Below are 23,862 nucleotides of genomic sequence, written 5' to 3'. Positions count from 1 at the left end.
TCGATGTAAGGCTTGCCGCAGGGTTCCGGCCGTCCAGCAGGAAGTCGACCGTACCTCCTGATTTGGTACCCGAGCTGCCTTTGACGAAGCCTATGTTTAAGGGGTATTGATACACTCTATGTACGATTTGATTATTCCCCCACAGCCCTGGTGTGGATAAGTAAAGATTCGGCTGCGGGGTAGTGAGCTTTTTTTGACGATTAAATTTAACGAGGGCACTGCATGAGACTCAAGGAATGCTCCGTATGGCACGAACGGGACTGCCCTTGGATTGCGGAGAATTCCATGCTGATTGACGTTACCGCAGGAGCATAAGGAGAAAGCCTTCCACTTAGGTGAAAGCGCTACCTTAACATCAAGTCCGCACACCCTCCGGAAGGCACTTTCATGCCTCTTGCCGGGGGCGGCCATCGGCTTGGCCAAGCTTAGGTCGTTACTAACAAATCCTTGGTCTCCTGAGAGATCACCCGCTGCATACTGGACTTGATAATCTCACAGCCGGCGGCCAAATGCTCCATCGAGACGGTCAGCGGAGGCATGATCTTCAGTACACAGTCTCCTCTGCCGGCTCTTTCAATGATGAGCCCGTTCTCGAAGCTGATATCCGTCACCCGCTTCGCCCCGGCTTCATCCATGAACCCCGAGACGTCAATGCCCCAGATCAGGCCGAGTCCGCGGATGGCGATGGACGGATGCAGAGGCTTGATTTCTTGATCAAGGAACGAGCGCACATACTCTTCCTTCTGCTTCACCTGAGCTTCCAGTTCGGTTCTGTCCCGGAACTCGAGAGCAGCCTTCGCGGCCACAAAAGCCAGCTGGTTGCCGCGGAAGGTGCCGTTGTGCTCGCCCGGTGTCCAGATATCCAGTTCGGGCTTCAGCAGCAGGAGGGACATTGGCAGGCCGTACCCGCTGATCGACTTCGACAGGGTAATGAGATCCGGCTCGATCCCCGCACGTTCGAAGGAGAAGAATTCGCCTGTCCGGCCGCATCCTACTTGAATCTCGTCTGTAATGAGCAGAATATCGTGCCTGCGGCAAAGCTGCTGCAGCTCACGTAGCCACTGTGCGTCGACAACGTGAATTCCGCCTTCGGCTTGTACCGTTTCAAGCAGGATCGCGGCCGGCTTATCGATTCCAGAGTGCGAATCAGTCAGGATATTCTCGATATAACCGAGCGTATCCATTTCTGCGAAAGCCCCGCTCGGGTGCGGCATGAACGTAACTCCGTCCAGAGGAAGCCCCGCCCCTTCTCTCATGGACTTGGAGCTTGTCGCCGACAGACTGCCGAGCGACATGCCGTGGAAGCCACCCATGAATGCGAATATTCCACTTCTCTTCTTCGCCTTGCGTGCGAGCTTCAGGGCCGCTTCCACCGCATTCGTCCCTGTTGGACCGCAGAATTGAAGCTTGTAATTTAGCTTCTTCGGCTCCAGGATCCGCTCGGAGAAGCTCTGGATGAATTCACGCTTGGCCATTGTATACATATCCAGACCGTGCATAATCCGGTCGGAGGTCAAGTAATCGAGAACCCGGTCTTTAATATAATCGTTGTTATGGCCGTAATTGAGTGCCCCGGCACCTGCAAAGAAATCAATATATGCTCTTCCGTCCTCACAATATAAAAGGTCTCCCTTGGCCCGGTCGAATACCACCGGAAAGCTTCTGCAGTAAGATCTTACGTTGGATTCCAGCTTTTCAAAAATGCTCACTCGCTTCATCCTCCATCGGAATTGGGATAAGGTTGGCTCTATCTTTCCGAACCTTCCTTTCTAAACCTTCTGACGTCATGGAGCAACATATTCTAGGCTGTCATTTTCCACAATTGTTGGTCCCCACATGCCGGCTTGTTGGTAAGCCAGTATACTGGTCTCTCGCACACAGCTTGGATGGGTATAAAAAACCCTACAATTCCATTTATTAGAATAATAGGGAATAAGACCTAGGTTGAATTATATCAAAATTTACAAGAATGTATAGTGAAATTTTTGTTAAATATAGTAATTATATTGTTAAATTTGGTTCATAAAACATTATGTGTTAACATTATTCGTTAAAAATAGTGAATGGAAAGAAACGTTGGGCATGATTTGACATCAATCAAGGAATTCGACGAGTGTTGACATTCAGTCATTTAACAGGTAAATTTGGTATATATTCCCTTTAAATATTCTTTGCCGGTGTTCCGATTCCTTGCACTTTGTAATTTTCAATATGATTACCTGACCAATTTCTGAAAGCCTGGCTGGAAACTGGTCACAGCGTCCGCACGGATGGTAGCCGACATCGTTTTGTATCACGCCTTCTTCTCTACGCCTCTGTTAGAGTAAAGGGTAAATATATTCTGCTCCTCCTCGTCAAACCGTAGGTGAGGTTTTCCCTTATACGCTTTCCGATGTCCTTCACTCATTTACATGCAGATTACAATCGCGTTCTGAGTCCGAATTGAACGGTCAATAATTTTACTTCGCGTAATAAGCTTCTTCATCGAGCGCATTGTTGCTTCTTGGCATACCATTTTGTGAGTTGCTGAAAGATGTACCCGTCACGTTCAGTCATCTTCCTTTACCATTCAAATGATCTTTTATGCCCGATCCGCATCCTTCTTGGGGATATATTTGCACTTACGAGTTGCGAAGGTTAATGATTCTCTTTAAGAAGTTGATTACATTCGTGCACGAAGAATATTTCAAATGTGAGAATTACAAAAGGATACTCTTCCTAAGATACTTTATAATCTGATGGATTTTCGTCCAATGAATGACCGCAATTTACAATGCAAAAACACAAATAAGGTGGTTCTAATATTTAGAACCACCCTCCTGAAACATCAAAAAAGTCCTGATGACTTAGAGTCATCAGGACCATTATTTTGTTTATACTGTATTAGTTTACTGAATCTTTTGATCAACCCGTTATCCATATCATCCGACAATAAACTAATTTGTACAGAATACCTTACTCAACCGTTACACTTTTCGCCAGGTTACGTGGTTTATCTACATCATGACCCAGTGCCAGGGAAGCATAGTATGCCAGCAATTGCAGCGCAACTACAGACAAAGCAGGGCTAAGCAGTGGCAGCGTCTTAGGAATCGCAAACGCTTGGTCTACGGATTTCAGCAATGGTGCTACGTGCTCTTCATACGTAATTGCCAATACATCTGCGCCACGTGCTTTTACTTCCTTAATGTTGCTCACTGTTTTCTCAAGTACGTTCTCCTGCGTTGCCAGGGCAATAACAGGGATACCGTCTTCGATCAATGCAAGCGTACCATGTTTCAACTCACCCGCAGCATACGCCTCGGAGTGAATATAAGAGATCTCTTTCAGCTTCAAAGATCCTTCTTGAGCTACTGCATAGTCAAGACCACGGCCAATGAAGAAGAGATGTTCATGTTTGGAGATTTGCTCTGCATATCCTTTGATTGCTTCCGCTTGCTCCAACATGGATTCCACTTGCTCAGGCAATGCTTGCATTGCTGCCAGCGTGTGTTCAATCTCTTCTGCAGATTGAGTACCACGAACTTGTGCAAGGTACAGACCAAGCAAGTTAAACGCGATCAATTGCGAAGTATACGCTTTGGTAGAAGCTACTGCAATTTCAGGACCTGCCAATGTTGCGATAACATCATCTGCATCACGTGCAATGGAGCTACCCACTACGTTTGTGATTGCCAGTACATGTGCACCATTGGATTGTGCTTCACGCAATGCAGCAAGCGTATCGGCAGTTTCACCGGATTGGCTCACTACGATTACAAGTGTATCTTTGTGCACGATTGGGGAACGGTAGCGGTACTCGGAAGCCACATCTGTTTCAACCGGAATACGTACCAATTGCTCAATCACTGTACGTCCAACCAGGCCTGCATGGTACGCTGTACCACATGCAATGATTTGAACGTTACGGATATTTTTAATTTGTTCTTCAGTCATTTTCAACTCAGGAAGTTGAACTTTTTTGCCTTCATTATCTATGCGACCCAGCATAGTATCACGATATGCTTTTGGTTGCTCATGAATTTCTTTCAACATGAAGTGCTCAAATCCGCCTTTTTCTGCGGTTACAGCATCCCAATCGACACGAATCATTTCCCGAGAAATAAAGTTACCTTCAATCGTCATCAATTCGACAGCATCATGTGTCAATACAGCCATTTCACCATCATTCAGAATGTACACATTACGTGTATGTTCCAGAATTGCCGGGATGTCGGAACCAATGAAGTTCTCGCCTTCACCAATACCAATAATCAATGGGCTTGCTTGACGCACTGCTACGAGTTTCTCTGGCTCATGCTCTGTCAATACACCCAGTGCAAATGCGCCACGCAACAACGTGATCACTTTTTGAACTGTTTTGACGATATCACCATTGTATTCACGTGCGATCAAGTGAGAGATAACCTCAGTATCTGTCTCGGAAGTGAACGTGTGACCTTGAGCCATCAATTCGTCCTTCAGATCCAGGTAGTTCTCAATAATACCGTTATGCACAACAGAGAACTTCTGGCTTCCATCTGTGTGTGGATGAGAGTTCTCATCCGATGGTTTACCATGAGTTGCCCAACGTGTGTGTCCGATTCCGGCATTACCTACCAATGGTGCACCATCCAGCTTGGCTTCAAGGTTCGCAAGACGACCAAGAGCTTTCGTGATTTGCAGACCTTCCGGTGTGAATACTGCGATACCTGCAGAATCATAACCACGATACTCGAGTTTCTTCAATCCTTCAACCAATACCGACTGAGTGTTCTTATTACCAATATATCCAACAATACCGCACATAATTTATTTCCTCCGTTTGTATATGAATACTGTGTCACGAAGAGAAACAGGCAGAGGCGGCATATCGGAAAAATGAGTGATTGCCTAGCGTTTCATGAATACTTGGTACTTATTCAATTATCAATGATCAGAGCGACCTCGTGTCGCCCCGCTGTCATCATAAGCTGTAATGAATGCAATCATGAATGTACATCATTTTCCCGTCCGCGTACTGTTTACGCTCTTCACGCACATTCATTTGAATTTTAGTTTAACTCTTGCACCTGCACCGGCGCGTTGTGTGGACAGTCACCTATCCATTTTCCGCAATCCGGTTTACGGCTCTGGTGCTTCACCGGGAGGTCCCCGCCGAACAATCCGAACACCTCCACCTCGTCAGCTTGATTGCCGTTGATCTTAATCAGCGTTCTTCAACCTAGAAGAAATCCTGATCAACATCATCCCGCGCAACTCCAAGCTCTGGCGCTTGTATAACTGTAACCTTACGTTCCTCACTTTCTGTGTCTGAATGACGACTCCACTCATTATATGCACGTCAGGTCCATTTTGCAATGGAGCAAAGTACCTGTGACAATTTTAGCATATTTACCTACAATCCCGACCGGATAAACAGACCTATGGTCTCATCAGGTCGGGACGCAGGAATATCCATGCATAAGTCCTAAATCATGTTATATTAAGCCTCTTACATCTTCCAGTCCTATACCAGCTCTTTTTGCACCACATCTGCGATTTGAGACACAAATTGTTCAAGTTCGTCTTTATCTGGTCCTTCCGCCATAACACGGATCAGAGATTCAGTACCTGAAGCCCGAACGAGTACACGTCCATTATCGCCGAGTTGCTGTTCTACTGTAGCAATAGCTTGCTCGATTGCAGCATTGCCCTCGTATTTACTCTTATCTTCAACACGTACATTCACCAATACTTGTGGGTACTGGGTCATTAGCGCTTTTAGTTCACTCAGTTTTTTACCGGAAGCCTTGAGCGTATCCACGAGTTGAATCGCAGTCAGCATACCGTCTCCAGTTGTATTGTAATCCAGGAAAATAACATGGCCAGATTGTTCTCCACCCAAGTTGTAACCGCCGCGACGCATTTCCTCCATCACATAACGATCACCTACTGCCGTTTTAGCTGTTTTCAGTGCAAGTTTCTCTGTTGCTTTGTAGAATCCGATGTTACTCATAACGGTCGATACAACAGTACTGTCCTTCAACTTGCCTGCACGATTCATCGCATCACCACAGATACACAGAATGAAGTCTCCATCCACCTCAGCGCCTGTCTCATCAATAGCAATCAGACGATCTGCATCCCCGTCAAAAGCAAGACCCAAATCTGCTTTATGTTTGAGCACTTCTTGTTTCAGGTTCTCTGGATGAGTTGATCCACATTGCTCATTAATATTCAGGCCGTTAGGCTCAGCGCCAATGGCAATGACTTCTGCACCTAGTTCACTGAACAATTTTGGTGCCAGCTCATAAGCTGCTCCGTTTGCACAGTCCAAAACAATTTTAAGTCCAGAGAACGATTCATTTACAGTCGTTTTCAGGAAATCAAGGTAACGATAACGGGACTCTTCATCTGTCGTTACAGTACCCAGCCCGCCACCAACTGGCCGTGGCAATTGATCTGTCTCCGCATCCATCAGTTCTTCAATCCGGTTCTCTGTTTCATCAGACAGCTTGAAGCCATCTCCACCAAAGAACTTGATTCCGTTATCCTCAACCGGATTGTGGGAAGCCGAGATCATCACGCCCGCGTCAGCTTTCAACAAACGTGCAATATACGCCACTCCCGGAGTGGATACCACGCCCAGACGGATCACATCAGCGCCAATGGACAACAGACCTGCAACCAGTGCGGATTCCAACATCAATCCCGAGATACGAGTATCCATGCCGATAACCACTTTTGGTCTTTCCACACCACCTGCAAGCACGTAACCACCACAACGTCCAATGCTGTAAGCCAGCTCTGCCGTTAACTCTTTATTGGCAACCCCTCTTACACCATCTGTACCAAAATATTTCCCCATGATTTAACTCCTTCTATTCGCATCATATACGAGCACTATTATTATTTTTTTGAGAATTTTAAAATTAGAACGTTTACGGATTCGCGCCACTTTTACTGCCAGTACCGCTGTTATTATTATTTAAATTACCTCGACTGCTTGTGCTCCCCTGTTGACCCTGATCCTGAGTATCCGTATTCGATTCCGTTTCTTCTTCATCAGGAACAGGCTCTGTTTCCCCATTTTCAACCTCTGCTGGTGTTGGGTCAGGTGCTACCGTTCCCTCGTCCGTCGGTTCTTCGCCAGGAGTGGTCGTGGTATCTTCAGCCTTTTCGCTAATTTTGACCGTCGCACTCAATGCAGTGGATGATTCATCCAGTTTGGCATAACGGGGCAGGTCGGCTTCAAGCTTGATCTCATGCGTTCCGACCGCAAGTCCAGCAAGATCCCCAGTTAACGTGAGATCATCACTACTCAGACCCTCAAGCATACTTGCTGAGCCTGTAAGTGTGAGGTTCAGACCGCCGCTTCGAGGCGTAACCAGCGTCCCTTCCAGTCCATTCCCCGCACCGGTAAGTGTGATGGGGACGTTCGGAAAGACTTTGGTTGTCTCCTCTGCCTCGTCAAATGGTGATATGGTTACCTTGATCTGAATCGAACTAGGCTCGATTTTCTCAAAACCGGAAGGCGGCGTCAAGTCCACGTTAACTGTCGATGTACCCGACTGATCAAACTGTGTAAGATCAAGGGTTACTTGGTCGTAGGACTGTATACCTGCAAGCGCATCCTCTGATCCATAAACCGAGACTTCTTTCACGTTTGGCTCTACCGTGGAGAGTACCAGGCCTTCCGGAAGCTGTCCCGAATATTTGATTCTTAAGGGTACAGATGTATAGGGCTGATTGACCGGAACTCGGACTTCAACCGTTTGAGGCGTTATAATCGCATTTTCAAGGACCTTGCCTTCAGCATCGTATGCTTGAAGCTTCACTTTTTTCTGTATGACATCTTCCTTGGCATCTTTCACGCTCACACTGCCCTGGACCTTCGCTACAGCCTCGAGTTGCCCTTCGGGCAGAGTTACCTTAACCGGCGTCGAAGGTTCAGTTACGGGCGTTCCAGCGCTGTATCCGGCGGATGGTTCCCCTTCGGGTACAATATTCACATTGAAGGATTTGGTGCCCAATTTTTCTACGTTCACCGTAACCATGGAAGGTTCCATGCTGACCACTTCTACCCCGGAAGGCAAATCAGGTACAAGTGGCAGTGTATTGGACCCATCTTTCACCTGACTCAGATCGACCAGTACCTTGTAATCGTCATTCGTAAAAATCGATGTTAGCATCGAGCGCTGTCCTTTAATCTCCAGCCGGACCTCATCCGTACTTAATGAAGTGAGCACATAGCTGTTGCTGTCTAATCCATAAGGTTGAACAGGCACCGTACGTTCCACAACCTTGTTGGTTGTCCCTGTTGTAATCGTAGGGGTGGTTGGTACTTCATCCAGATGAATCATGAACCAGAGCAACAGGCTCACCGCAAGCGCAAGTATTTTGGCAAAGTTATTATTGTTAAACCACTTATCCATTGTTACGTCCTCCCTTCCGTTTCCAGAAGGTTGTCCAGCCATTCTTTTTCAGATTGGATGTAGGGCGCAACTCCTCATACAGTTTGGCAATCAGCGATTCTTCCTTAATATCACGAACGACCTGTCCATTCATTGCAAGTGACACTTGTCCAGTCTCCTCGGAGACAACCAAACAGATCGCATCTGCAACTTCGGTAATCCCGATTGCTGCACGGTGACGTGTTCCCAATTCCTTACTGATAAAAGGATTCTCTGATAATGGCAAATAACAAGCTGCCGCCGAAATCTGTTTTCCCTGTATAATAACGGCTCCATCATGGAGCGGTGTATTTGGAATAAAGATGTTAATCATCAGCTCCGAGCTGACCAGAGAGTGCATCTTAATGCCCGATTCCGTGTAATCGTTCAGACCTGTTTCACGTTCAAATACGACCAAAGCGCCAATTTTACGCCGTGACAAATAATTAACTGACTTAATAATCTCACCAATTAACACGGTTAGTTCTTCATCACTCGCTGCCGCTGAACGTCCAAACAGCTTACCGCGTCCCAATTGCTCCAGACCACGACGTAGTTCCGGCTGAAAGATAATGAAGACCGCAACGACACCAAACGTAAACATCTGGTTCATTAACCATTTGAGCGTATACAAGTTTAGCCACGTACTTAATGCCCAGATCAGCACAAGGAACAGAATCCCTTTTAGGAGCTGAACCGCACGTGTCCCCCGCACAAGCAAAATCAGTTTGTACATAATATAGGTAACGATCAATATATCGATAACGTCCTTAATGGACTCTGTCCACGTTAAGTCAGCAAAATAATTCATAAGCCAGCCCCCGCTATCCCCATTGATGAGTAAACCCTGATCTCATATTAACCCATTAGGATTTTATATAATCCTTTGTCTCCGCATTTTTGCATTATTTGATTTGTGCAAAATGCTTATCTATATGTAGTAGTATGTTCTCTTTAGTATCTAGGTTATAACGTTAACGTTCAGGTTGCAAGTTACGGCAGTCTCAAACTGCACATAAACATCACATTTACCATGAATTACAAAGTTTGCGTATAAAAAAAGAGTACCCCATGCAATCTGGAGGTACCCTGCTTGGTATATACCATTGAAGAATTTTACCCTGTTCTAGCGATAAGCCACTTCATTTACCATATTGGTTATTTTGTACCAGAACCAGTCCAGCGCCTGATCAATACTTTTCACCTGACCTGAAATATGCGCCGTTGAAGCCTGAAACAGTTGTCCGTCGATAACCGTCAGATTGCCGTTCACATCACCATATACTTGTGCGGTTCCATTTTCTATCGTAAGATCGCCAGCAATTGACTTACCTTCAGGAACAATAACCGTGTTACCCTGAATCACGATCTGGTCCAGATTATTTCCCTTAACAACCATTTCGTTATTCTGATTCCAGAAATTCAAGGCGCTAAAGAGCATCACGACCAAAAAGAAGGCTGCCGCCGTCAGCGCGGGATGTCCTTTGACCCATTTGAGCCATGCTTGCTGTCTCTTGGGCTGGGGCAGAGCATTCATAATTCGATTGGTCAGCTCATCAGAGGCAGACGGTGAATAGTGTTTCATGGCAAAGAGTAACATTTCCGTCTGTTCCAACTCTTTAAAGCGCATGCGACAATCCGGACAGATCACAAGGTGACTTTTCAGTTCAACCTTCTGGGCCGGGGACAACGACTCATCCAAACATTCATGCATTAAAGAGACGGCCGAGTTGCAATCCATATGAGAGCCAATCCTTTCTTAAATCACTTAGTCCATGTGCCATTAAAAAGCACGCATAAGACTTGCATACATTACATACGCATCCGTTTCGGATATGTTTCAAATAATTTCGCCCATTTTTAAAGGCGCTTAACATTTATAACTTATACTCCAATTTTTTACGTAGAAAATCACGGCCCCGATGAACGCGTGTCTTGATCGTTGTTACGGGCATACCTGTCACATCACTGATTTCCTGTAGCGACAAGTCCTGTAAATATCTCAGAATCATAACGGACTTATACTTGGCTGGCAAACTGTCAATGGCCTCACGAATGAGTGTCTGCGTTTCTGACAGGAGCGCTTCACTCTCCGGTGTACGATCATCACTCGGGAGCATCGCATAACCATCAGATCCTTCCTGATCATTCAGTTCAGCATCCAATGAGTATGAAGGTTTCTTTCTGCGCAGTCGGTCAATACACAGATTCGTTGCGATCCGGTAGATCCAGGTTGAAAACTTCTGGTTCGGATCGTACTTCTCCATATTACGAAACACACGCAAAAACGTCTCCTGCACAACGTCTTCAGCTTCATGACGATTGTTCAGCATCCGATATGCCAAATGAAATAGCTTGTCCTTATATAGTTCAACGATTTCTGCAAAGGCTCTCTGGTCGCCCTTGAGCACCAGTTTAATAAGCCTGTTCTCCAAATTGTCCACCCTTATTCCCCCAGACATGCTGATGGGTCTTCCGTCTTCTGATACCCGTCCACACTTGTAATTCACCAATCAAATCGTAAATCAACTTTGGTCAAAAATCAAGACTGTATGACAAATATCCGCCAAAAACAGTAAAAACGGGAACTCCCGCAGGAGTCCCGTTTCATCTCTTACTCCGTAGAGCAGAGAATGGAGCTTTTTAGTTAACAAAGTAATGGGCACTTTGTTACATATAATCATCATTCACAACAAATTGATAATCAACCTGTATTACGAAGTCCTGCAGCGATTCCATTGATTGTCAGCAACACTTCTCTAAGCAGTTCCGTATCATCCTCACCACGTTCACGCATATCTCTGAGCTCGCTCAGAAGTTGAACCTGCATGTAGGACAACGGATCCACATAAGGGTTACGAAGGCGAATGGATTCTTGAATAACCGGTACATCATCCAGAATTTCAGCTTCTCCCGTAATTTTCAGAATCAGCTCTTTTGTGAGCTTGAATTCGGCTTCAATCTGACCGTAGATGCGATCACGGGCTTCCTTGTTCGAAGTCATGGCTGAATATTCTTTGGCAATGACCAGATCTGCCTTGGCTACGGCCATCTGTACCGTATCAATTAATGTACGGAAGAATGGGAAGCTTGCATACATTTCTTTCAGGACAACCAGATTTTCCTCTTTATCCTGATAGTAACTTTGCAATCCTGTTCCTGCCGCATACCATGCCGGAAGCAGATAACGACTTTGCGTCCAAGCAAATACCCAAGGAATTGCTCTCAGATCTTCGAACTTGTCGCTACCCTTCCGCTTGGACGGACGTGAACCAATATTCAGTTCACCCACCTCTGGAAGCGGTGTGGATTCCTTGAAGAAGGTGAAGAAGTCCGGATCACGGAAAATCAAATCCTGATATTTCGTCAGAGATACTTCCGAAATCTCTTTGATGATGCTGTCCCAATGACGTTCGGATGCTGACTCTTGCGGCTCAAGCCCATTAAGTGCTGCTGTGATTAGAGCCGAAGTTGCCTGCTCCAGACTGCGGTATGCAATCCCCTGAAGGGAATAACGGGAAGAAATAACCTCTCCCTGCTCCGTAATCTTGATGCCCCCACCAATCGTATGTGGTGGTTGAGCAAGAATACTGCGGTTGAGTGGCATGCCGCCACGTCCAAGAGCCCCGCCACGTCCATGGAAGAACTTCAGCTTAACGCCGTGTTCATTACCTACAGCCGTGATGGCATTCATCGCTACGCGCAGTTCCCAGTTGGCAGTAACCACGCCGCCATCCTTGTTACTGTCTGAATAACCAAGCATGATTTCATGCAGTTCATTCCGTCCTTTTACGCTTGCGCGGTATACAGGAAGGTTGAACAGCTTCTGCATAATGTCCGAAGCCGCATGTAGATCATCAATCGTTTCAAACAGCGGTACCGCTTGAAGTGTAGATACAACGTCACCGTTGTGACCTTTGGTGAATAAGCCCACTTCCTTGGCAAATACCATAACCTCCAGCAAATCACTTGCGCCCTGCGTCATACTGATCAGGTAACTTGTGATACAGCCGTTCCCAAATTCGTTCTGGGCACGTTTGATGGTACGGAAGACTTCCAGACACTCTTTGGTTCCCTCCGTGTATTGGTGATAAGGAGAAGTAAGCGGACGTGGATCATCCAGCAAACGAGCAAGCAGATCGATTTTACCGTCTTCAGTCAGACGCGCATAATCTTCTACAATGTTCATTTTCGCCAAAATCTCCGACATCGCATTTTCATGTTCCTTACTGTGCTGACGCACATCCAATGCTGCGGTATGGAAACCAAACAACTCGACTTGACGAATCATTTTGCGAATGGTCGTATCTGCTACGTAATCGGCAAAATGATGGCGCAGACTTCGATCAATAATCATCAGTTCATCAATCAAATCCTGTGCGCTATGATAACGGTCAGGCTGACCTAATTTGTTTTCATCCAGTACATTGTTCAGCTTGGCAATCATATAAGCCAATTTGATGCGGTATGGCTCTTTTTCATTCCGCCAGATATCCACTTTTTTCAATGTAACAGAATTACGATCCTGCTCAATCGACTGCACCAGCTCATCCGATACATGAATGATGTTTGTGCTGAAGCTGAGATGGCCCATAAGTTCAATCATAATCCGTTGGTATTCACGCAAAGCAAGCTTGCGTTGCATCAACAGTGTCTGCCATGTTACATCTGAAGTTACCGAAGGATTTCCATCCCGGTCTCCACCGATCCAGGAACCGAACCGCAAATACGTCGGCACATGCCAGTCATGGTCAGGATAAAATTTGTTCAGGCAGCGTTCCAGCTCCTGATATACATCCGGAAGTACGTGGAACAACGTTTCATGAAAGTAATACATCCCGTTCCGCACTTCATCAAGTACAGTCGGTTTGCGGTCGCGAAGTTCATCTGTCTGCCAGAGTGTAATAACCTCATTCAGCAGCTTCTCACGCAACTGTTCACGTTCACGCAACGTCAGCGTAGGATTATCAAGTGACATGACATCTTCGGATATCCGTTTATGGATGTCCAGAATAACCCGGCGCATAGCTTCGGTTGGGTGAGCTGTCATAACGAGTTCCAACGACAAATCGTCGAGAATCTCTTCCACCTCTGTATGAGACAGTCCACGTTCCTTAAGATCCTGTACTGCTTTCTCAATCGATCCTGGCTGCACAGCGTCCCCAGCAGAACGTTCATAATCCCGTTTACGCCGGATCCGATGGTTTTGTTCAGCAATATTAACTAATTGAAAATAAATAGCGAAAGCCCGAATAACCTGGTGACGATTGTCCGAGTCTAATTCCTGGATCATCGTTTTGAACTCTGCATAGAGTTCTGGCAGAAATTCTGCACGTAACGATTTGCTCGTTTCCCGAATCTTCTCAACGATATCTAGAAGCTCCGTGCCGCCTTGATGGACAAGAACTTCTCCGAGTATATTGCCCAGGAACCGCACGTCTCGCCGAAGCAGGTTGTTGGATTGGCTTTTGCTGGCGGTTACCATAGTTTCAGTCATGCTTATCCTCCCATCTGATCGTTCCATTCGTACACGTAAATTTGACACCTTCATAACATCATACAATAAAATGGTACGAAAATCTTTATTTTTCTACTAGAAAAAATGGGGATTATCCCCGATTTACAGCACAAAAACACGCTTTTTTATTCATTTTCTTGTTCTGCTTCAATTAATGGTCATATACTGTCGCATGATACCTTTTTCACGTACTTTAGATAAATCAAAAGTCTCATACCTATTCTTAAAAACTCATAAATATACAGTTCTTTTAGATATGATCCGATGTACCTGATATTAAGGTTAAACCGCATAATTTCATTGTTTGAGAACAGATGATATACAAAGAAACATGACCGGCAAAGCAAGCTTTTGTATACTTTACCACAGTGACGCAATAAATTAAAGATGTAATTATAATTTTCTTCCCACTACAGTCTGCTTACTAGGCAAGTTTCTTATGTATGTTGTTATTCAATTGGACTCAAAGGTATATCTTAACAGACTATTTCTACATATTGTACTTGTCTTCTTGGGCAGATTAATCTGTAGCTCTTACTAAAAAGGAGGAATCCACATGATGAAGAAAGGTACAACAATTATTGCTTCCGTGCTTCTGGTGGCCGCGATGGCTGGCCCTGCTGCTGCTGATGGTCATATGTCCAAAGGAATGGATACAACCGGCTCACGTGTCCGGTCTTATCAGGACACCAACTACATGGACCGCACAAACACTAATTCCAACATGAATATGAACATGGATGGAAACTACCGCAACAATGGTGACTATCGTACCAACAATGTTCGGGCAAACGCCACAACAACCGACCGTGACAACGGCATGGATTGGGGCTGGCTTGGTTTGTTGGGACTGCTTGGATTAGCTGGCATGCGTAAAAGAGTAACGGACCATAACGAACGTTAAATTGTGCGCTCTTCACTATACAATAGCTGCTGCGTCTTAGAGGCAGCTCATCCACAAAGATAAACAGAAGAGCCAAGACCTCCCTATTTGGATAGTAAAGGGGTCTTGGCTCTTTTTTTAAATAAACCTGTATTATACTTTACATAAATTATTATATAAAATAACTGCTGATTATTTCGTTAAATAAAATAAAAAAGCCTCTGCATCTGCAAAGGCTCTTTCATTACATTCTGTAAGCGGGTGATGGGAATCGAACCCACGCTATTAGCTTGGAAGGCTAAAGTTCTACCATTGAACTACACCCGCGTAAACAAAAATCGGGATGACACGATTTGAACATGCGACCCCCTGGTCCCAAACCAGGTGCTCTACCAAGCTGAGCTACATCCCGATACTAAAAAAATAATGGCGCGCCCTGAGAGATTCGAACTCCCGGCCTTTTGATTCGTAGTCAAACGCTCTATCCAGCTGAGCTAAGGGCGCAAAAATATTGGAGCGGAAGACGGGAATCGAACCCGCGACCCTCGCCTTGGCAAGGCGATGCTCTACCGCTGAGCCACTTCCGCAAATAAAGGATGCGCGTGGAGGGACTTGAACCCCCACGTCAAAGACGCTAGATCCTAAGTCTAGTGCGTCTGCCAATTCCGCCACACGCGCATATGATGGTGAGTCATGAAGGGCTCGAACCTTCGACACCCTGATTAAAAGTCAGGTGCTCTACCAACTGAGCTAATGACTCATACTAAAATGGCTGGGGATATAGGATTTGAACCTATGCATGACGGAGTCAAAGTCCGTTGCCTTACCGCTTGGCTAATCCCCAATAAAAATATGGTGGAGGCTGAGGGGATCGAACCCCCGACCCTCTGCTTGTAAGGCAGATGCTCTCCCAGCTGAGCTAAGCCTCCAACTATATGACCCGTAGGGGATTCGAACCCCTGTTACCTCCGTGAAAGGGAGGTGTCTTAACCCCTTGACCAACGGGCCCCATTTCCAAAGCTCTCAACCGGGATCGAACCGGTGACCTCATCCTTACCATGGATGCACTCTACCTACTGAGCTATGAGAGCAAATGGCTCCCCGAACAGGGCTCGAACCTGTGACAACTCGATTAACAGTCGAGTGCTCTACCAACTGAGCTATCAGGGAATATATGCATTTGCAGGGCAAATGCAATTCATCGTACAACGTCCACATGCAGAGCCTGTTTTCTATGTATGATGAAAGAGTTCGCTTGGCGGCGTCCTACTCTCCCAGGACCCTGCGGTCCAAGTACCATCGGCGCTAGAGGGCTTAACGGTCGTGTTCGGGATGGGTACGTGTGGAACCCCTCCGCCATCGCCACCAAACGCATAGCTTAGCTTACATTCAGAGATCGTTCTCTGAAAACTAGATTCGAAACGAAACACGCGAATTACAACTTGCTATTGGATAAGCCCTCGACCGATTAGTACTGGTCAGCTCCATGCATTGCTGCACTTCCACCCCCAGCCTATCTACCTCGTCGTCTTCAAGGGGTCTTACATACTGGGAAATCTCATCTTGAGGGGGGCTTCACGCTTAGATGCTTTCAGCGTTTATCCCGTCCGTACATAGCTACCCAGCGGTGCTCCTGGCGGAACAACTGGTACACCAGCGGTACGTCCATCCCGGTCCTCTCGTACTAAGGACAGCTCCTCTCAAATTTCCTACGCCCACGACAGATAGGGACCGAACTGTCTCACGACGTTCTGAACCCAGCTCGCGTACCGCTTTAATGGGCGAACAGCCCAACCCTTGGGACCTACTTCAGCCCCAGGATGCGATGAGCCGACATCGAGGTGCCAAACCTCCCCGTCGATGTGGACTCTTGGGGGAGATAAGCCTGTTATCCCCAGGGTAGCTTTTATCCGTTGAGCGATGGCCCTTCCATGCGGTACCACCGGATCACTAAGCCCGACTTTCGTCCCTGCTCGACTTGTAGGTCTCGCAGTCAAGCTCCCTTATGCCTTTGCACTCTTCGAATGATTTCCAACCATTCTGAGGGAACCTTTGGGCGCCTCCGTTACTCTTTAGGAGGCGACCGCCCCAGTCAAACTGCCCACCTGACACTGTCCCCGCACCGGATTACGGTACCAGGTTAGAACCTAGATACGATCAGGGTGGTATCCCAACGTTGCCTCCACGCAAGCTGGCGCTCACGTTTCAAAGGCTCCCACCTATCCTGTACAGATCGTACCCAAATTCAATATCAAGCTGCAGTAAAGCTCCATGGGGTCTTTCCGTCTTGTCGCGGGTAACCTGCATCTTCACAGGTATTAAAATTTCACCGGATCTCTCGTTGAGACAGCGCCCAAGTCGTTACGCCATTCGTGCGGGTCAGAATTTACCTGACAAGGAATTTCGCTACCTTAGGACCGTTATAGTTACGGCCGCCGTTTACTGGGGCTTCGGTTCACAGCTTCGGATTGCTCCTAACCACTCCCCTTAACCTTCCAGCACCGGGCAGGCGTCAGCCCGTATACTTCGCCTTACGGCTTCGCACAGACCTGTGTTTTTGCTAAACAGTCGCTTGGGCCTTTTCACTGCGGCCCCCTCGTGCTATTCACACTACCGGGGCACCCCTTCTCCCGAAGTTACGGGGTCATTTTGCCGAGTTCCTTAACGAGAGTTCTTCCGCGCGCCTTAGAATACTCTTCTCGCCTACCTGTGTCGGTTTGCGGTACGGGCACCATCACCTGGCTAGAGGCTTTTCTTGGCAGTGTGAGATCATGACCTTCGCTACTATAATTTTCGCTCCCCATCACAGCTCAGCCTTACAATGTGCGGATTTGCCTACACATCAGCCTCACTGCTTAGACGGACATCCATCAGTCCGCGTCACTACCCTACTGCGTCCCCCCATTGCTCATAACGGCTTACGGTGGTACAGGAATTTCGACCTGTTGTCCTTCGACTACGCCTTTCGGCCTCGCCTTAGGTCCCGACTTACCCTGAGCGGACGAGCCTTCCTCAGGAACCCTTAGGCTTTCGGCGGATCAGATTCTCACTGATCTTTTCGTTACTCATACCGGCATTCTCACTTGTATAATGTCCAGCGCTCCTTACGGTACACCTTCAACCCTTATACAACGCTCCCCTACCCCTGATGCAAAGCATCAAGCCATAGCTTCGGTGGTGTGTTTAGCCCCGTTACATTTTCGGCGCAGAGTCACTCGACCAGTGAGCTATTACGCACTCTTTCAATGATGGCTGCTTCTAAGCCAACATCCTGGTTGTCTGTGCAACTCCACATCCTTTCCCACTTAACACACACTTGGGGACCTTAGCTGATGGTCTGGGCTGTTTCCCTTTTGACAATGGATCTTAGCACTCACTGTCTGACTCCCGGAAGTAAGTCTATGGCATTCGGAGTTTGACTGAGCTTGGTAACCCTTGCGGGCCCCGCACCCAATCAGTGCTCTACCTCCACGACTCTGTTTTCCGAGGCTAGCCCTAAAGCTATTTCGGGGAGAACCAGCTATCTCCGAGTTCGATTGGAATTTCTCCGCTACCCCCACCTCATCCCCGCATTTTTCAACATGCGTGGGTTCGGGCCTCCAGTGCGTGTTACCGCACCTTCACCCTGGACAGGGGTAGATCACCCGGTTTCGGGTCTACGTCCACGTACTACATCGCCCTATTCAGACTCGCTTTCGCTGCGGCTCCGGCTCTTCACCTTAACCTTGCACGGGAACGTAACTCGCCGGTTCATTCTACAAAAGGCACGCCATCACCCCTAAAACGGGCTCTGACTTTTTGTAAGCACACGGTTTCAGGTTCTATTTCACTCCCCTTCCGGGGTGCTTTTCACCTTTCCCTCACGGTACTGCTTCACTATCGGTCGCTAGGAAGTATTTAGCCTTGGCAGATGGTCCTGCCGGATTCATACGGGGTTTCACGTGCCCCGCACTACTCGGGATCCGTCTCGGAGGGAACCAACTTTCAACTACAGGGCTTTTACCTTCTTTGGCGGGCCTTTCCAGACCTCTTCGCTTAACCGGTTCCTTTGTAACTCCATGTGAGACGTCCCACAACCCCAAAGAGCAAGCTCTCTGGTTTGGGCTTCTCCGCGTTCGCTCGCCGCTACTGACGGAATCACTATTGTTTTCTCTTCCTCAGGGTACTTAGATGTTTCAGTTCCCCTGGTATGCCTCACACTAACCTATGTATTCAGTTAGGTGTAACTGGAAATTACCCCAGCTGGGTTTCCCCATTCGGACACCCCCGGATCAAAGCTTGCTTACAGCTCCCCGAGGCAGTTTCGTTGTTCGCCACGTCCTTCATCGGCTCCTAGCGCCTAGGCATCCTCCGTGTGCTCTTAGTAGCTTAACCATTTTGTTCCGGTTTCGGTCGCTCGCTTCCCTTGTTTTGCTTGCGCAAAGCCAAAAGTCGCTCTCACCCGATACCATCACAAAAGCAATTTAACTACCTTTATACACTTGACTTGTTTGCACAAGTTCAGCTTAAAGGAATGTTCTAATTCGCGTTTGTTTCGTTTCGATATCTAGTTTTCAAAGAACAAACTTGTAAAACTTTTTTTTGGTGGAGCCAAGCGGGATCGAACCGCTGACCTCCTGCTTGCAAGGCAGGCGCTCTCCCAGCTGAGCTATGGCCCCATATAAAGTTTAAAGGTATAGATGGTGGGCCCTGGTGGACTCGAACCACCGGCCTCACCCTTATCAGAGGTGCGCTCTAACCAACTGAGCTAAGGGCCCACATTACATATACTATTCGAACCCAAAATGGGTTACGCTTGGCGGCGTTCTACTCTCCCAGGACCCTGCGGTCCAAGTACCATCGACGCTGAAGGGCTTAACGGTCGTGTTCGGGATGGGAACGTGTGGAACCCCTTCGCTATCGCCACCAAACGTTTGAGAGTTTGAGCTCTCAAAACTGAGCAACGAGTGAGTTGCTTGTGCTCTTCATTTCATCCACACCGAAGTGACGGACCGAAATGAATCGCTGTTGCAGGTTCTAAGAACCTGCTTATTTGAATGTTTCCGTTGCAGGAAACGATTCTCCATAGAAAGGAGGTGATCCAGCCGCACCTTCCGATACGGCTACCTTGTTACGACTTCACCCCAATCATCTATCCCACCTTCGGCGGCTGGCTCCTTGCGGTTACCCCACCGACTTCGGGTGTTATAAACTCTCGTGGTGTGACGGGCGGTGTGTACAAGACCCGGGAACGTATTCACCGCGGCATGCTGATCCGCGATTACTAGCAATTCCGACTTCATGCAGGCGAGTTGCAGCCTGCAATCCGAACTGAGACCGGCTTTGTTGGGATTGGCTCCATCTCGCGATTTCGCAGCCCGTTGTACCGGCCATTGTAGTACGTGTGTAGCCCAGGTCATAAGGGGCATGATGATTTGACGTCATCCCCACCTTCCTCCGGTTTGTCACCGGCAGTCTATCTAGAGTGCCCACCCGAAGTGCTGGCAACTAAATATAAGGGTTGCGCTCGTTGCGGGACTTAACCCAACATCTCACGACACGAGCTGACGACAACCATGCACCACCTGTCTTGAATGTTCCGAAGAAAAGGTACATCTCTGCACCGGTCATTCAGATGTCAAGACCTGGTAAGGTTCTTCGCGTTGCTTCGAATTAAACCACATACTCCACTGCTTGTGCGGGTCCCCGTCAATTCCTTTGAGTTTCAGTCTTGCGACCGTACTCCCCAGGCGGAGTGCTTAATGTGTTAACTTCGGCACCAAGGGTATCGAAACCCCTAACACCTAGCACTCATCGTTTACGGCGTGGACTACCAGGGTATCTAATCCTGTTTGCTCCCCACGCTTTCGCGCCTCAGCGTCAGTTACAGCCCAGAGAGTCGCCTTCGCCACTGGTGTTCCTCCACATATCTACGCATTTCACCGCTACACGTGGAATTCCACTCTCCTCTTCTGCACTCAAGTCACCCAGTTTCCAGTGCGATCCGGGGTTGAGCCCCGGGATTAAACACCAGACTTAAATGACCGCCTGCGCGCGCTTTACGCCCAATAATTCCGGACAACGCTTGCCCCCTACGTATTACCGCGGCTGCTGGCACGTAGTTAGCCGGGGCTTTCTTCTCAGGTACCGTCACCTTGAGAGCAGTTACTCTCCCAAGCGTTCTTCCCTGGCAACAGAGCTTTACGATCCGAAAACCTTCATCACTCACGCGGCATTGCTCCGTCAGGCTTTCGCCCATTGCGGAAGATTCCCTACTGCTGCCTCCCGTAGGAGTCTGGGCCGTGTCTCAGTCCCAGTGTGGCCGATCACCCTCTCAGGTCGGCTACGCATCGTCGCCTTGGTGAGCCGTTACCTCACCAACTAGCTAATGCGCCGCAGGCCCATCCCCAAGTGACAGATTGCTCCGTCTTTCCAGTTCCCTTCAGGCGAAGAAAACAATTATTCGGTATTAGCTACCGTTTCCGGTAGTTGTCCCAAACTTGAGGGCAGGTTGCCTACGTGTTACTCACCCGTCCGCCGCTAACCATCCGAGAAGCAAGCTTCTCTTCAAGTCCGCTCGACTTGCATGTATTAGGCATGCCGCCAGCGTTCGTCCTGAGCCAGGATCAAACTCTCCAATAAAGTATTGAAAAGAGCGATAAGCTCATTTTGAATCTGACGAGATTAAAAATCTCATTTGTGCTCCAGTCGATTCAAGCCAAGGCTTGTTTCAAACTTTCGCGTTCATTCTGCAAGCAGAATGTTAACTCACTCGTTGTTCAGTTTTCAAAGATCAAACATTCAATTTAGTGCTGTTTTTCATATTGTCGTCGTTTCAGCGGCGACTTTTATAATATATCATGTTGAAGTTCTCTTTGCAAGCATTATTTTTTCAATTATTTTCAATCGCTTTATTTTCATGCTTGTTTCCGTGAACCGCTCCTAAAAAAGGAACGAAAATTAATTTACCATATGAAATTAGAAAGGTCAACCCTTTTTCGACAAAAAGTATGAACCCCTCAGCAATTTCACATTCTCATAGTTCAGAGGTACAGCACCCGCTATGAAGAGCCGCACCTCCCTTCCACTACTGTAAATCGAATATATGACCAGCTTTAGCATTATGGCTTCGACTTTTTCAGCTTCCCACCTCTGGCGTACTTGGACAACTCTTTTGGCGGGGCAAAGCGTGCATACATGCGGAACACAGTCTTATATCGGCTCGCGATAGCATATTTGATCTCTTGGTCAAGACGATTATCACTTAGATCGAAAAGCATCTCATCTAATTCTTTACGCAGCACATAGTCCAGTTCCTTGCATTCCTTCTCATTAAACAACATACCCAGCATTAGAGTTCTCCTTTTTGTGCATAGCCTCTTTATCACACTTACACAAGTTTCATGCAACACCCCGTGCATTCTCGCTTTTGTGGGTGCTGCTGAAACCCGTTTTATTGTTATGGTCAACTTTCTGAAAATTTATGAATGCCAACCATCACAAAATTTTATCCTCTCACCAGAGTATACGTAAGTGTGCTTTCGATGATTGCTGCAACAAGAAGCAAGATGACAACCCAAAAGGATGCCGTTAGCGTCCTATTCATGAATGCTCTCCACCGGGTACCCATCGTATTTCGCTTGTCACTTCCAAGTTGTGCAAGGCTTTTGATAACCAGACCACCAAACTTCAGTCCGAAGGCGCAAGCAATGATAATGACCGGAATCTCAATAATGCCATGCGGAAGTAAACCTTTAACCACAATGTCATAGAAGCTTGCTCCATAATTCATCGTGGTGTGCACCACAAATCCAAGGACCATCCCATTGATCAGCAGGAAGATGACAGGCAGAATTCCGAAGAATATACCGGCATAGATGACAAGTACACTTTTGATGGCATTATTGAAAAAGATAAACAGAAAGAAGTTCCATTGCACATTGCCCCCCTGCTCCAGCCGTTCACTGACTTCACGTAATCCTCCGATTTGGTTCAACAACAGTTCTTCCAGTGGCCCTGTACTCACCCATCCTGCCCCTATACCAACAGCAAACAAAACTACGGACCAGATTAATGCACTACGGATGGAACCAAGATCTTTAAGAAATGTACTGAATTTTAACATAATAACCTCCTGTAGAATCTAAAATGATGGACAAACAAGGATCAGTGACGAATAACTGGGCAGTACGAGCATACATTGGAGAGTAAACAAGCATTTCTTATGGGAGAGGGGCGCTTATTGAAATGAACTCGTTCTATGTATTTAGCGGCAAAAAGATTAAACGGTACCTGATTGTCCTCGTTGCTGCCATCTTTGCGATCGGTATTATCTATCTGGAGAGAGGCAATGTCTCCGTATTCTCGGAGGAAGCACCATCCGCCGTCTACAGCGTTCCAACCGAGAAGAAGGTAATCGCACTCACCTTTGACATTAGCTGGGGGGATAAACGGACGGAGCCAATTCTGAAAGTTCTTCAGGAGAATAAAGTGCAGAAGGCAACCTTTTTCCTTTCCTCCCCCTGGAGCAAGACACACCCCGAAATTGTTACTGCCATCAAAGAGGCAGGATATGAAATTGGCAGCCATGGTCACAGACATGAGAACTACAGCAGCCTGACTGAAGAAGAAATTCGCAAAGAAATTTCGACAGCTCATAGCATTTTAACCGATTTAACGGGAAAAGAACCGAAATTACTACGTCTGCCCAACGGGGACTTTGACAAGCGAGTGCTTCAGGTAGCCAATAGTCTGAATTATCAGGTTGTGCAGTGGGATACAGACTCCTTAGATTGGAAAAACCCTGGTGTACAGACCATTGTTGATCGCGTAGTAAGCAAGGCACATCCAGGGGACATCGTACTGCTGCATGCAAGCGATTCCTCCAAACAAACGCATGAAGCACTCCCTGTAATTATCGACAAGTTGAAAAATCAGGGCTATGAATTTGTTACCGTGTCTGAGTTGCTCAACCATTCCAGTGTGGAAGGTAAGGAAGTTCGTGACCAAGCCAGCGGTCAATGATTACTCAATTATGAGCTATAGCTCAAATAAGTGCTTAAAAGTTG

Annotated in this window: 12 protein-coding genes, 13 tRNA genes and 4 rRNA genes; 2 read left to right on the top strand and 27 right to left on the bottom strand. The window is 47.2% G+C overall.

The features are described 5' to 3' along the window. Positions 1-425: 425 nt before the first annotated feature. From ectB to ppc, 8 genes are all read right to left on the bottom strand, one after another. Positions 426-1,709, bottom strand: a complete 1,284-nt coding sequence (ectB, locus tag MKY28_RS30000) for a diaminobutyrate--2-oxoglutarate transaminase (RefSeq protein WP_340937766.1) — start codon at positions 1,707-1,709, stop codon at positions 426-428. 1,246 nt (positions 1,710-2,955) lie between these two features. Further along, positions 2,956-4,788, bottom strand: coding sequence for a glutamine--fructose-6-phosphate transaminase (isomerizing) (gene glmS / locus MKY28_RS29995; RefSeq protein ID WP_036668148.1), 1,833 nt, complete (start codon positions 4,786-4,788; stop codon positions 2,956-2,958). Positions 4,789-5,488: 700 nt separating this feature from the next. Beyond that, on the bottom strand, positions 5,489-6,829 hold the full coding sequence (gene glmM, locus MKY28_RS29990; RefSeq protein ID WP_017692121.1) for a phosphoglucosamine mutase: 1,341 nt from the start codon (positions 6,827-6,829) through the stop codon (positions 5,489-5,491). Between the two features lie 73 nt (positions 6,830-6,902). Continuing rightward, entirely contained in the window at positions 6,903-8,396 is a 1,494-nt protein-coding gene (locus MKY28_RS29985) for a CdaR family protein (protein WP_076328833.1), read from the bottom strand. Then, entirely contained in the window at positions 8,389-9,225 is an 837-nt protein-coding gene (gene cdaA, locus MKY28_RS29980) for a diadenylate cyclase CdaA (RefSeq protein ID WP_017692119.1), read from the bottom strand. The genes MKY28_RS29985 and cdaA overlap by 8 nt, the downstream gene beginning before the upstream one ends. Positions 9,226-9,540: 315 nt before the next feature. Then, a complete protein-coding gene (locus MKY28_RS29975) occupies positions 9,541-10,155 on the bottom strand; it encodes a zf-HC2 domain-containing protein (RefSeq protein ID WP_036614042.1) in 615 nt (204 codons plus the stop codon). Positions 10,156-10,291: 136 nt separating this feature from the next. Further along, positions 10,292-10,858, bottom strand: a complete 567-nt coding sequence (gene sigW / locus MKY28_RS29970) for an RNA polymerase sigma factor SigW (protein ID WP_036614044.1) — start codon at positions 10,856-10,858, stop codon at positions 10,292-10,294. Between the two features lie 260 nt (positions 10,859-11,118). Next, positions 11,119-13,911: a phosphoenolpyruvate carboxylase gene (gene ppc, locus MKY28_RS29965; protein ID WP_340937764.1), complete on the bottom strand. Its 2,793-nt coding sequence runs from the start codon at positions 13,909-13,911 to the stop codon at positions 11,119-11,121. A gap of 577 nt (positions 13,912-14,488) precedes the next feature. Between ppc and MKY28_RS29960 the strand changes: the two genes are divergently transcribed. Continuing rightward, a complete protein-coding gene (locus tag MKY28_RS29960) occupies positions 14,489-14,836 on the top strand; it encodes a WGxxGxxG family protein (RefSeq protein ID WP_076328832.1) in 348 nt (115 codons plus the stop codon). A gap of 235 nt (positions 14,837-15,071) precedes the next feature. Here MKY28_RS29960 and MKY28_RS29955 read toward each other — a convergent pair. The 19 genes from MKY28_RS29955 to MKY28_RS29865 all read right to left on the bottom strand — a co-directional run bounded on the left by MKY28_RS29955 (position 15,072) and on the right by MKY28_RS29865 (position 22,919). Beyond that, positions 15,072-15,142 (bottom strand) — tRNA-Gly (locus MKY28_RS29955). An 11-nt stretch (positions 15,143-15,153) separates the two neighbouring features. Then, positions 15,154-15,227 (bottom strand) — tRNA-Pro (locus MKY28_RS29950). A gap of 15 nt (positions 15,228-15,242) precedes the next feature. Continuing rightward, positions 15,243-15,319, bottom strand: a tRNA-Arg gene (locus MKY28_RS29945). Between the two features lie 8 nt (positions 15,320-15,327). Continuing rightward, positions 15,328-15,402: transfer RNA gene (locus MKY28_RS29940), tRNA-Gly, on the bottom strand. Between the two features lie 10 nt (positions 15,403-15,412). Beyond that, a tRNA-Leu gene (locus MKY28_RS29935) sits at positions 15,413-15,493 on the bottom strand. 6 nt (positions 15,494-15,499) lie between these two features. Continuing rightward, positions 15,500-15,575, bottom strand: a tRNA-Lys gene (locus MKY28_RS29930). Positions 15,576-15,584: 9 nt separating this feature from the next. Then, positions 15,585-15,659: transfer RNA gene (locus MKY28_RS29925), tRNA-Gln, on the bottom strand. Between the two features lie 9 nt (positions 15,660-15,668). Continuing rightward, positions 15,669-15,744 (bottom strand) — tRNA-Val (locus MKY28_RS29920). A gap of 7 nt (positions 15,745-15,751) precedes the next feature. Then, a tRNA-Glu gene (locus MKY28_RS29915) sits at positions 15,752-15,823 on the bottom strand. 10 nt (positions 15,824-15,833) lie between these two features. Continuing rightward, a tRNA-Thr gene (locus MKY28_RS29910) sits at positions 15,834-15,906 on the bottom strand. A gap of 3 nt (positions 15,907-15,909) precedes the next feature. Next, a tRNA-Asn gene (locus MKY28_RS29905) sits at positions 15,910-15,985 on the bottom strand. A gap of 83 nt (positions 15,986-16,068) precedes the next feature. Continuing rightward, positions 16,069-16,185, bottom strand: a 5S ribosomal RNA gene (gene rrf, locus MKY28_RS29900). A gap of 78 nt (positions 16,186-16,263) precedes the next feature. Next, positions 16,264-19,189: ribosomal RNA gene (locus MKY28_RS29895) — 23S ribosomal RNA — on the bottom strand. A gap of 208 nt (positions 19,190-19,397) precedes the next feature. Further along, positions 19,398-19,473, bottom strand: a tRNA-Ala gene (locus MKY28_RS29890). A 22-nt stretch (positions 19,474-19,495) separates the two neighbouring features. Further along, positions 19,496-19,572, bottom strand: a tRNA-Ile gene (locus MKY28_RS29885). A 36-nt stretch (positions 19,573-19,608) separates the two neighbouring features. After that, positions 19,609-19,725: ribosomal RNA gene (rrf, locus tag MKY28_RS29880) — 5S ribosomal RNA — on the bottom strand. A 158-nt stretch (positions 19,726-19,883) separates the two neighbouring features. Continuing rightward, positions 19,884-21,436, bottom strand: a 16S ribosomal RNA gene (locus tag MKY28_RS29875). Together the 16S, 23S and 5S rRNA genes with 13 tRNA genes alongside form the textbook arrangement of a ribosomal RNA operon. 479 nt (positions 21,437-21,915) lie before the next feature. Then, positions 21,916-22,146 (bottom strand): hypothetical protein, encoded by a 231-nt coding sequence (locus tag MKY28_RS29870; RefSeq protein WP_017692114.1) that lies wholly within the window; start codon positions 22,144-22,146, stop codon positions 21,916-21,918. Positions 22,147-22,301: 155 nt separating this feature from the next. Then, positions 22,302-22,919: a stage II sporulation protein M gene (locus MKY28_RS29865; RefSeq protein ID WP_036607221.1), complete on the bottom strand. Its 618-nt coding sequence runs from the start codon at positions 22,917-22,919 to the stop codon at positions 22,302-22,304. 122 nt (positions 22,920-23,041) lie between these two features. Between MKY28_RS29865 and pdaB the strand changes: the two genes are divergently transcribed. Next, entirely contained in the window at positions 23,042-23,818 is a 777-nt protein-coding gene (gene pdaB, locus MKY28_RS29860; RefSeq protein ID WP_036607219.1) for a polysaccharide deacetylase family sporulation protein PdaB, read from the top strand. Positions 23,819-23,862 lie beyond the last annotated feature (44 nt).

It is taken from the genome of Paenibacillus sp. FSL R5-0473 (assembly GCF_038004565.1).
GTDB classification, from domain to species: Bacteria; Bacillota; Bacilli; order Paenibacillales; family Paenibacillaceae; genus Paenibacillus; species Paenibacillus amylolyticus.
Note: the sequence above shows the minus strand (reverse complement) of the source record. Positions and strands in the feature narration are given on the sequence as shown.

Bases quoted from the DNA above. Each gene is read 5' to 3' on its own strand.
- glmS (WP_036668148.1), bottom strand. From the start codon at position 4,788: ATGTGCGGTATTGTTGGATATATTGGTAATAAGAACACTCAGTCGGTA.
- glmM (WP_017692121.1), bottom strand. From the start codon at position 6,829: ATGGGGAAATATTTTGGTACAGATGGTGTAAGAGGGGTTGCCAATAAA.
- MKY28_RS29985 (WP_076328833.1), bottom strand. From the start codon at position 8,396: ATGGATAAGTGGTTTAACAATAATAACTTTGCCAAAATACTTGCGCTT.
- cdaA (WP_017692119.1), bottom strand. From the start codon at position 9,225: ATGAATTATTTTGCTGACTTAACGTGGACAGAGTCCATTAAGGACGTT.
- MKY28_RS29975 (WP_036614042.1), bottom strand. From the start codon at position 10,155: ATGGATTGCAACTCGGCCGTCTCTTTAATGCATGAATGTTTGGATGAG.
- ppc (WP_340937764.1), bottom strand. From the start codon at position 13,911: ATGACTGAAACTATGGTAACCGCCAGCAAAAGCCAATCCAACAACCTG.
- MKY28_RS29960 (WP_076328832.1), top strand. From the start codon at position 14,489: ATGATGAAGAAAGGTACAACAATTATTGCTTCCGTGCTTCTGGTGGCC.
- MKY28_RS29870 (WP_017692114.1), bottom strand. From the start codon at position 22,146: ATGCTGGGTATGTTGTTTAATGAGAAGGAATGCAAGGAACTGGACTAT.
- MKY28_RS29865 (WP_036607221.1), bottom strand. From the start codon at position 22,919: ATGTTAAAATTCAGTACATTTCTTAAAGATCTTGGTTCCATCCGTAGT.
- pdaB (WP_036607219.1), top strand. From the start codon at position 23,042: ATGAACTCGTTCTATGTATTTAGCGGCAAAAAGATTAAACGGTACCTG.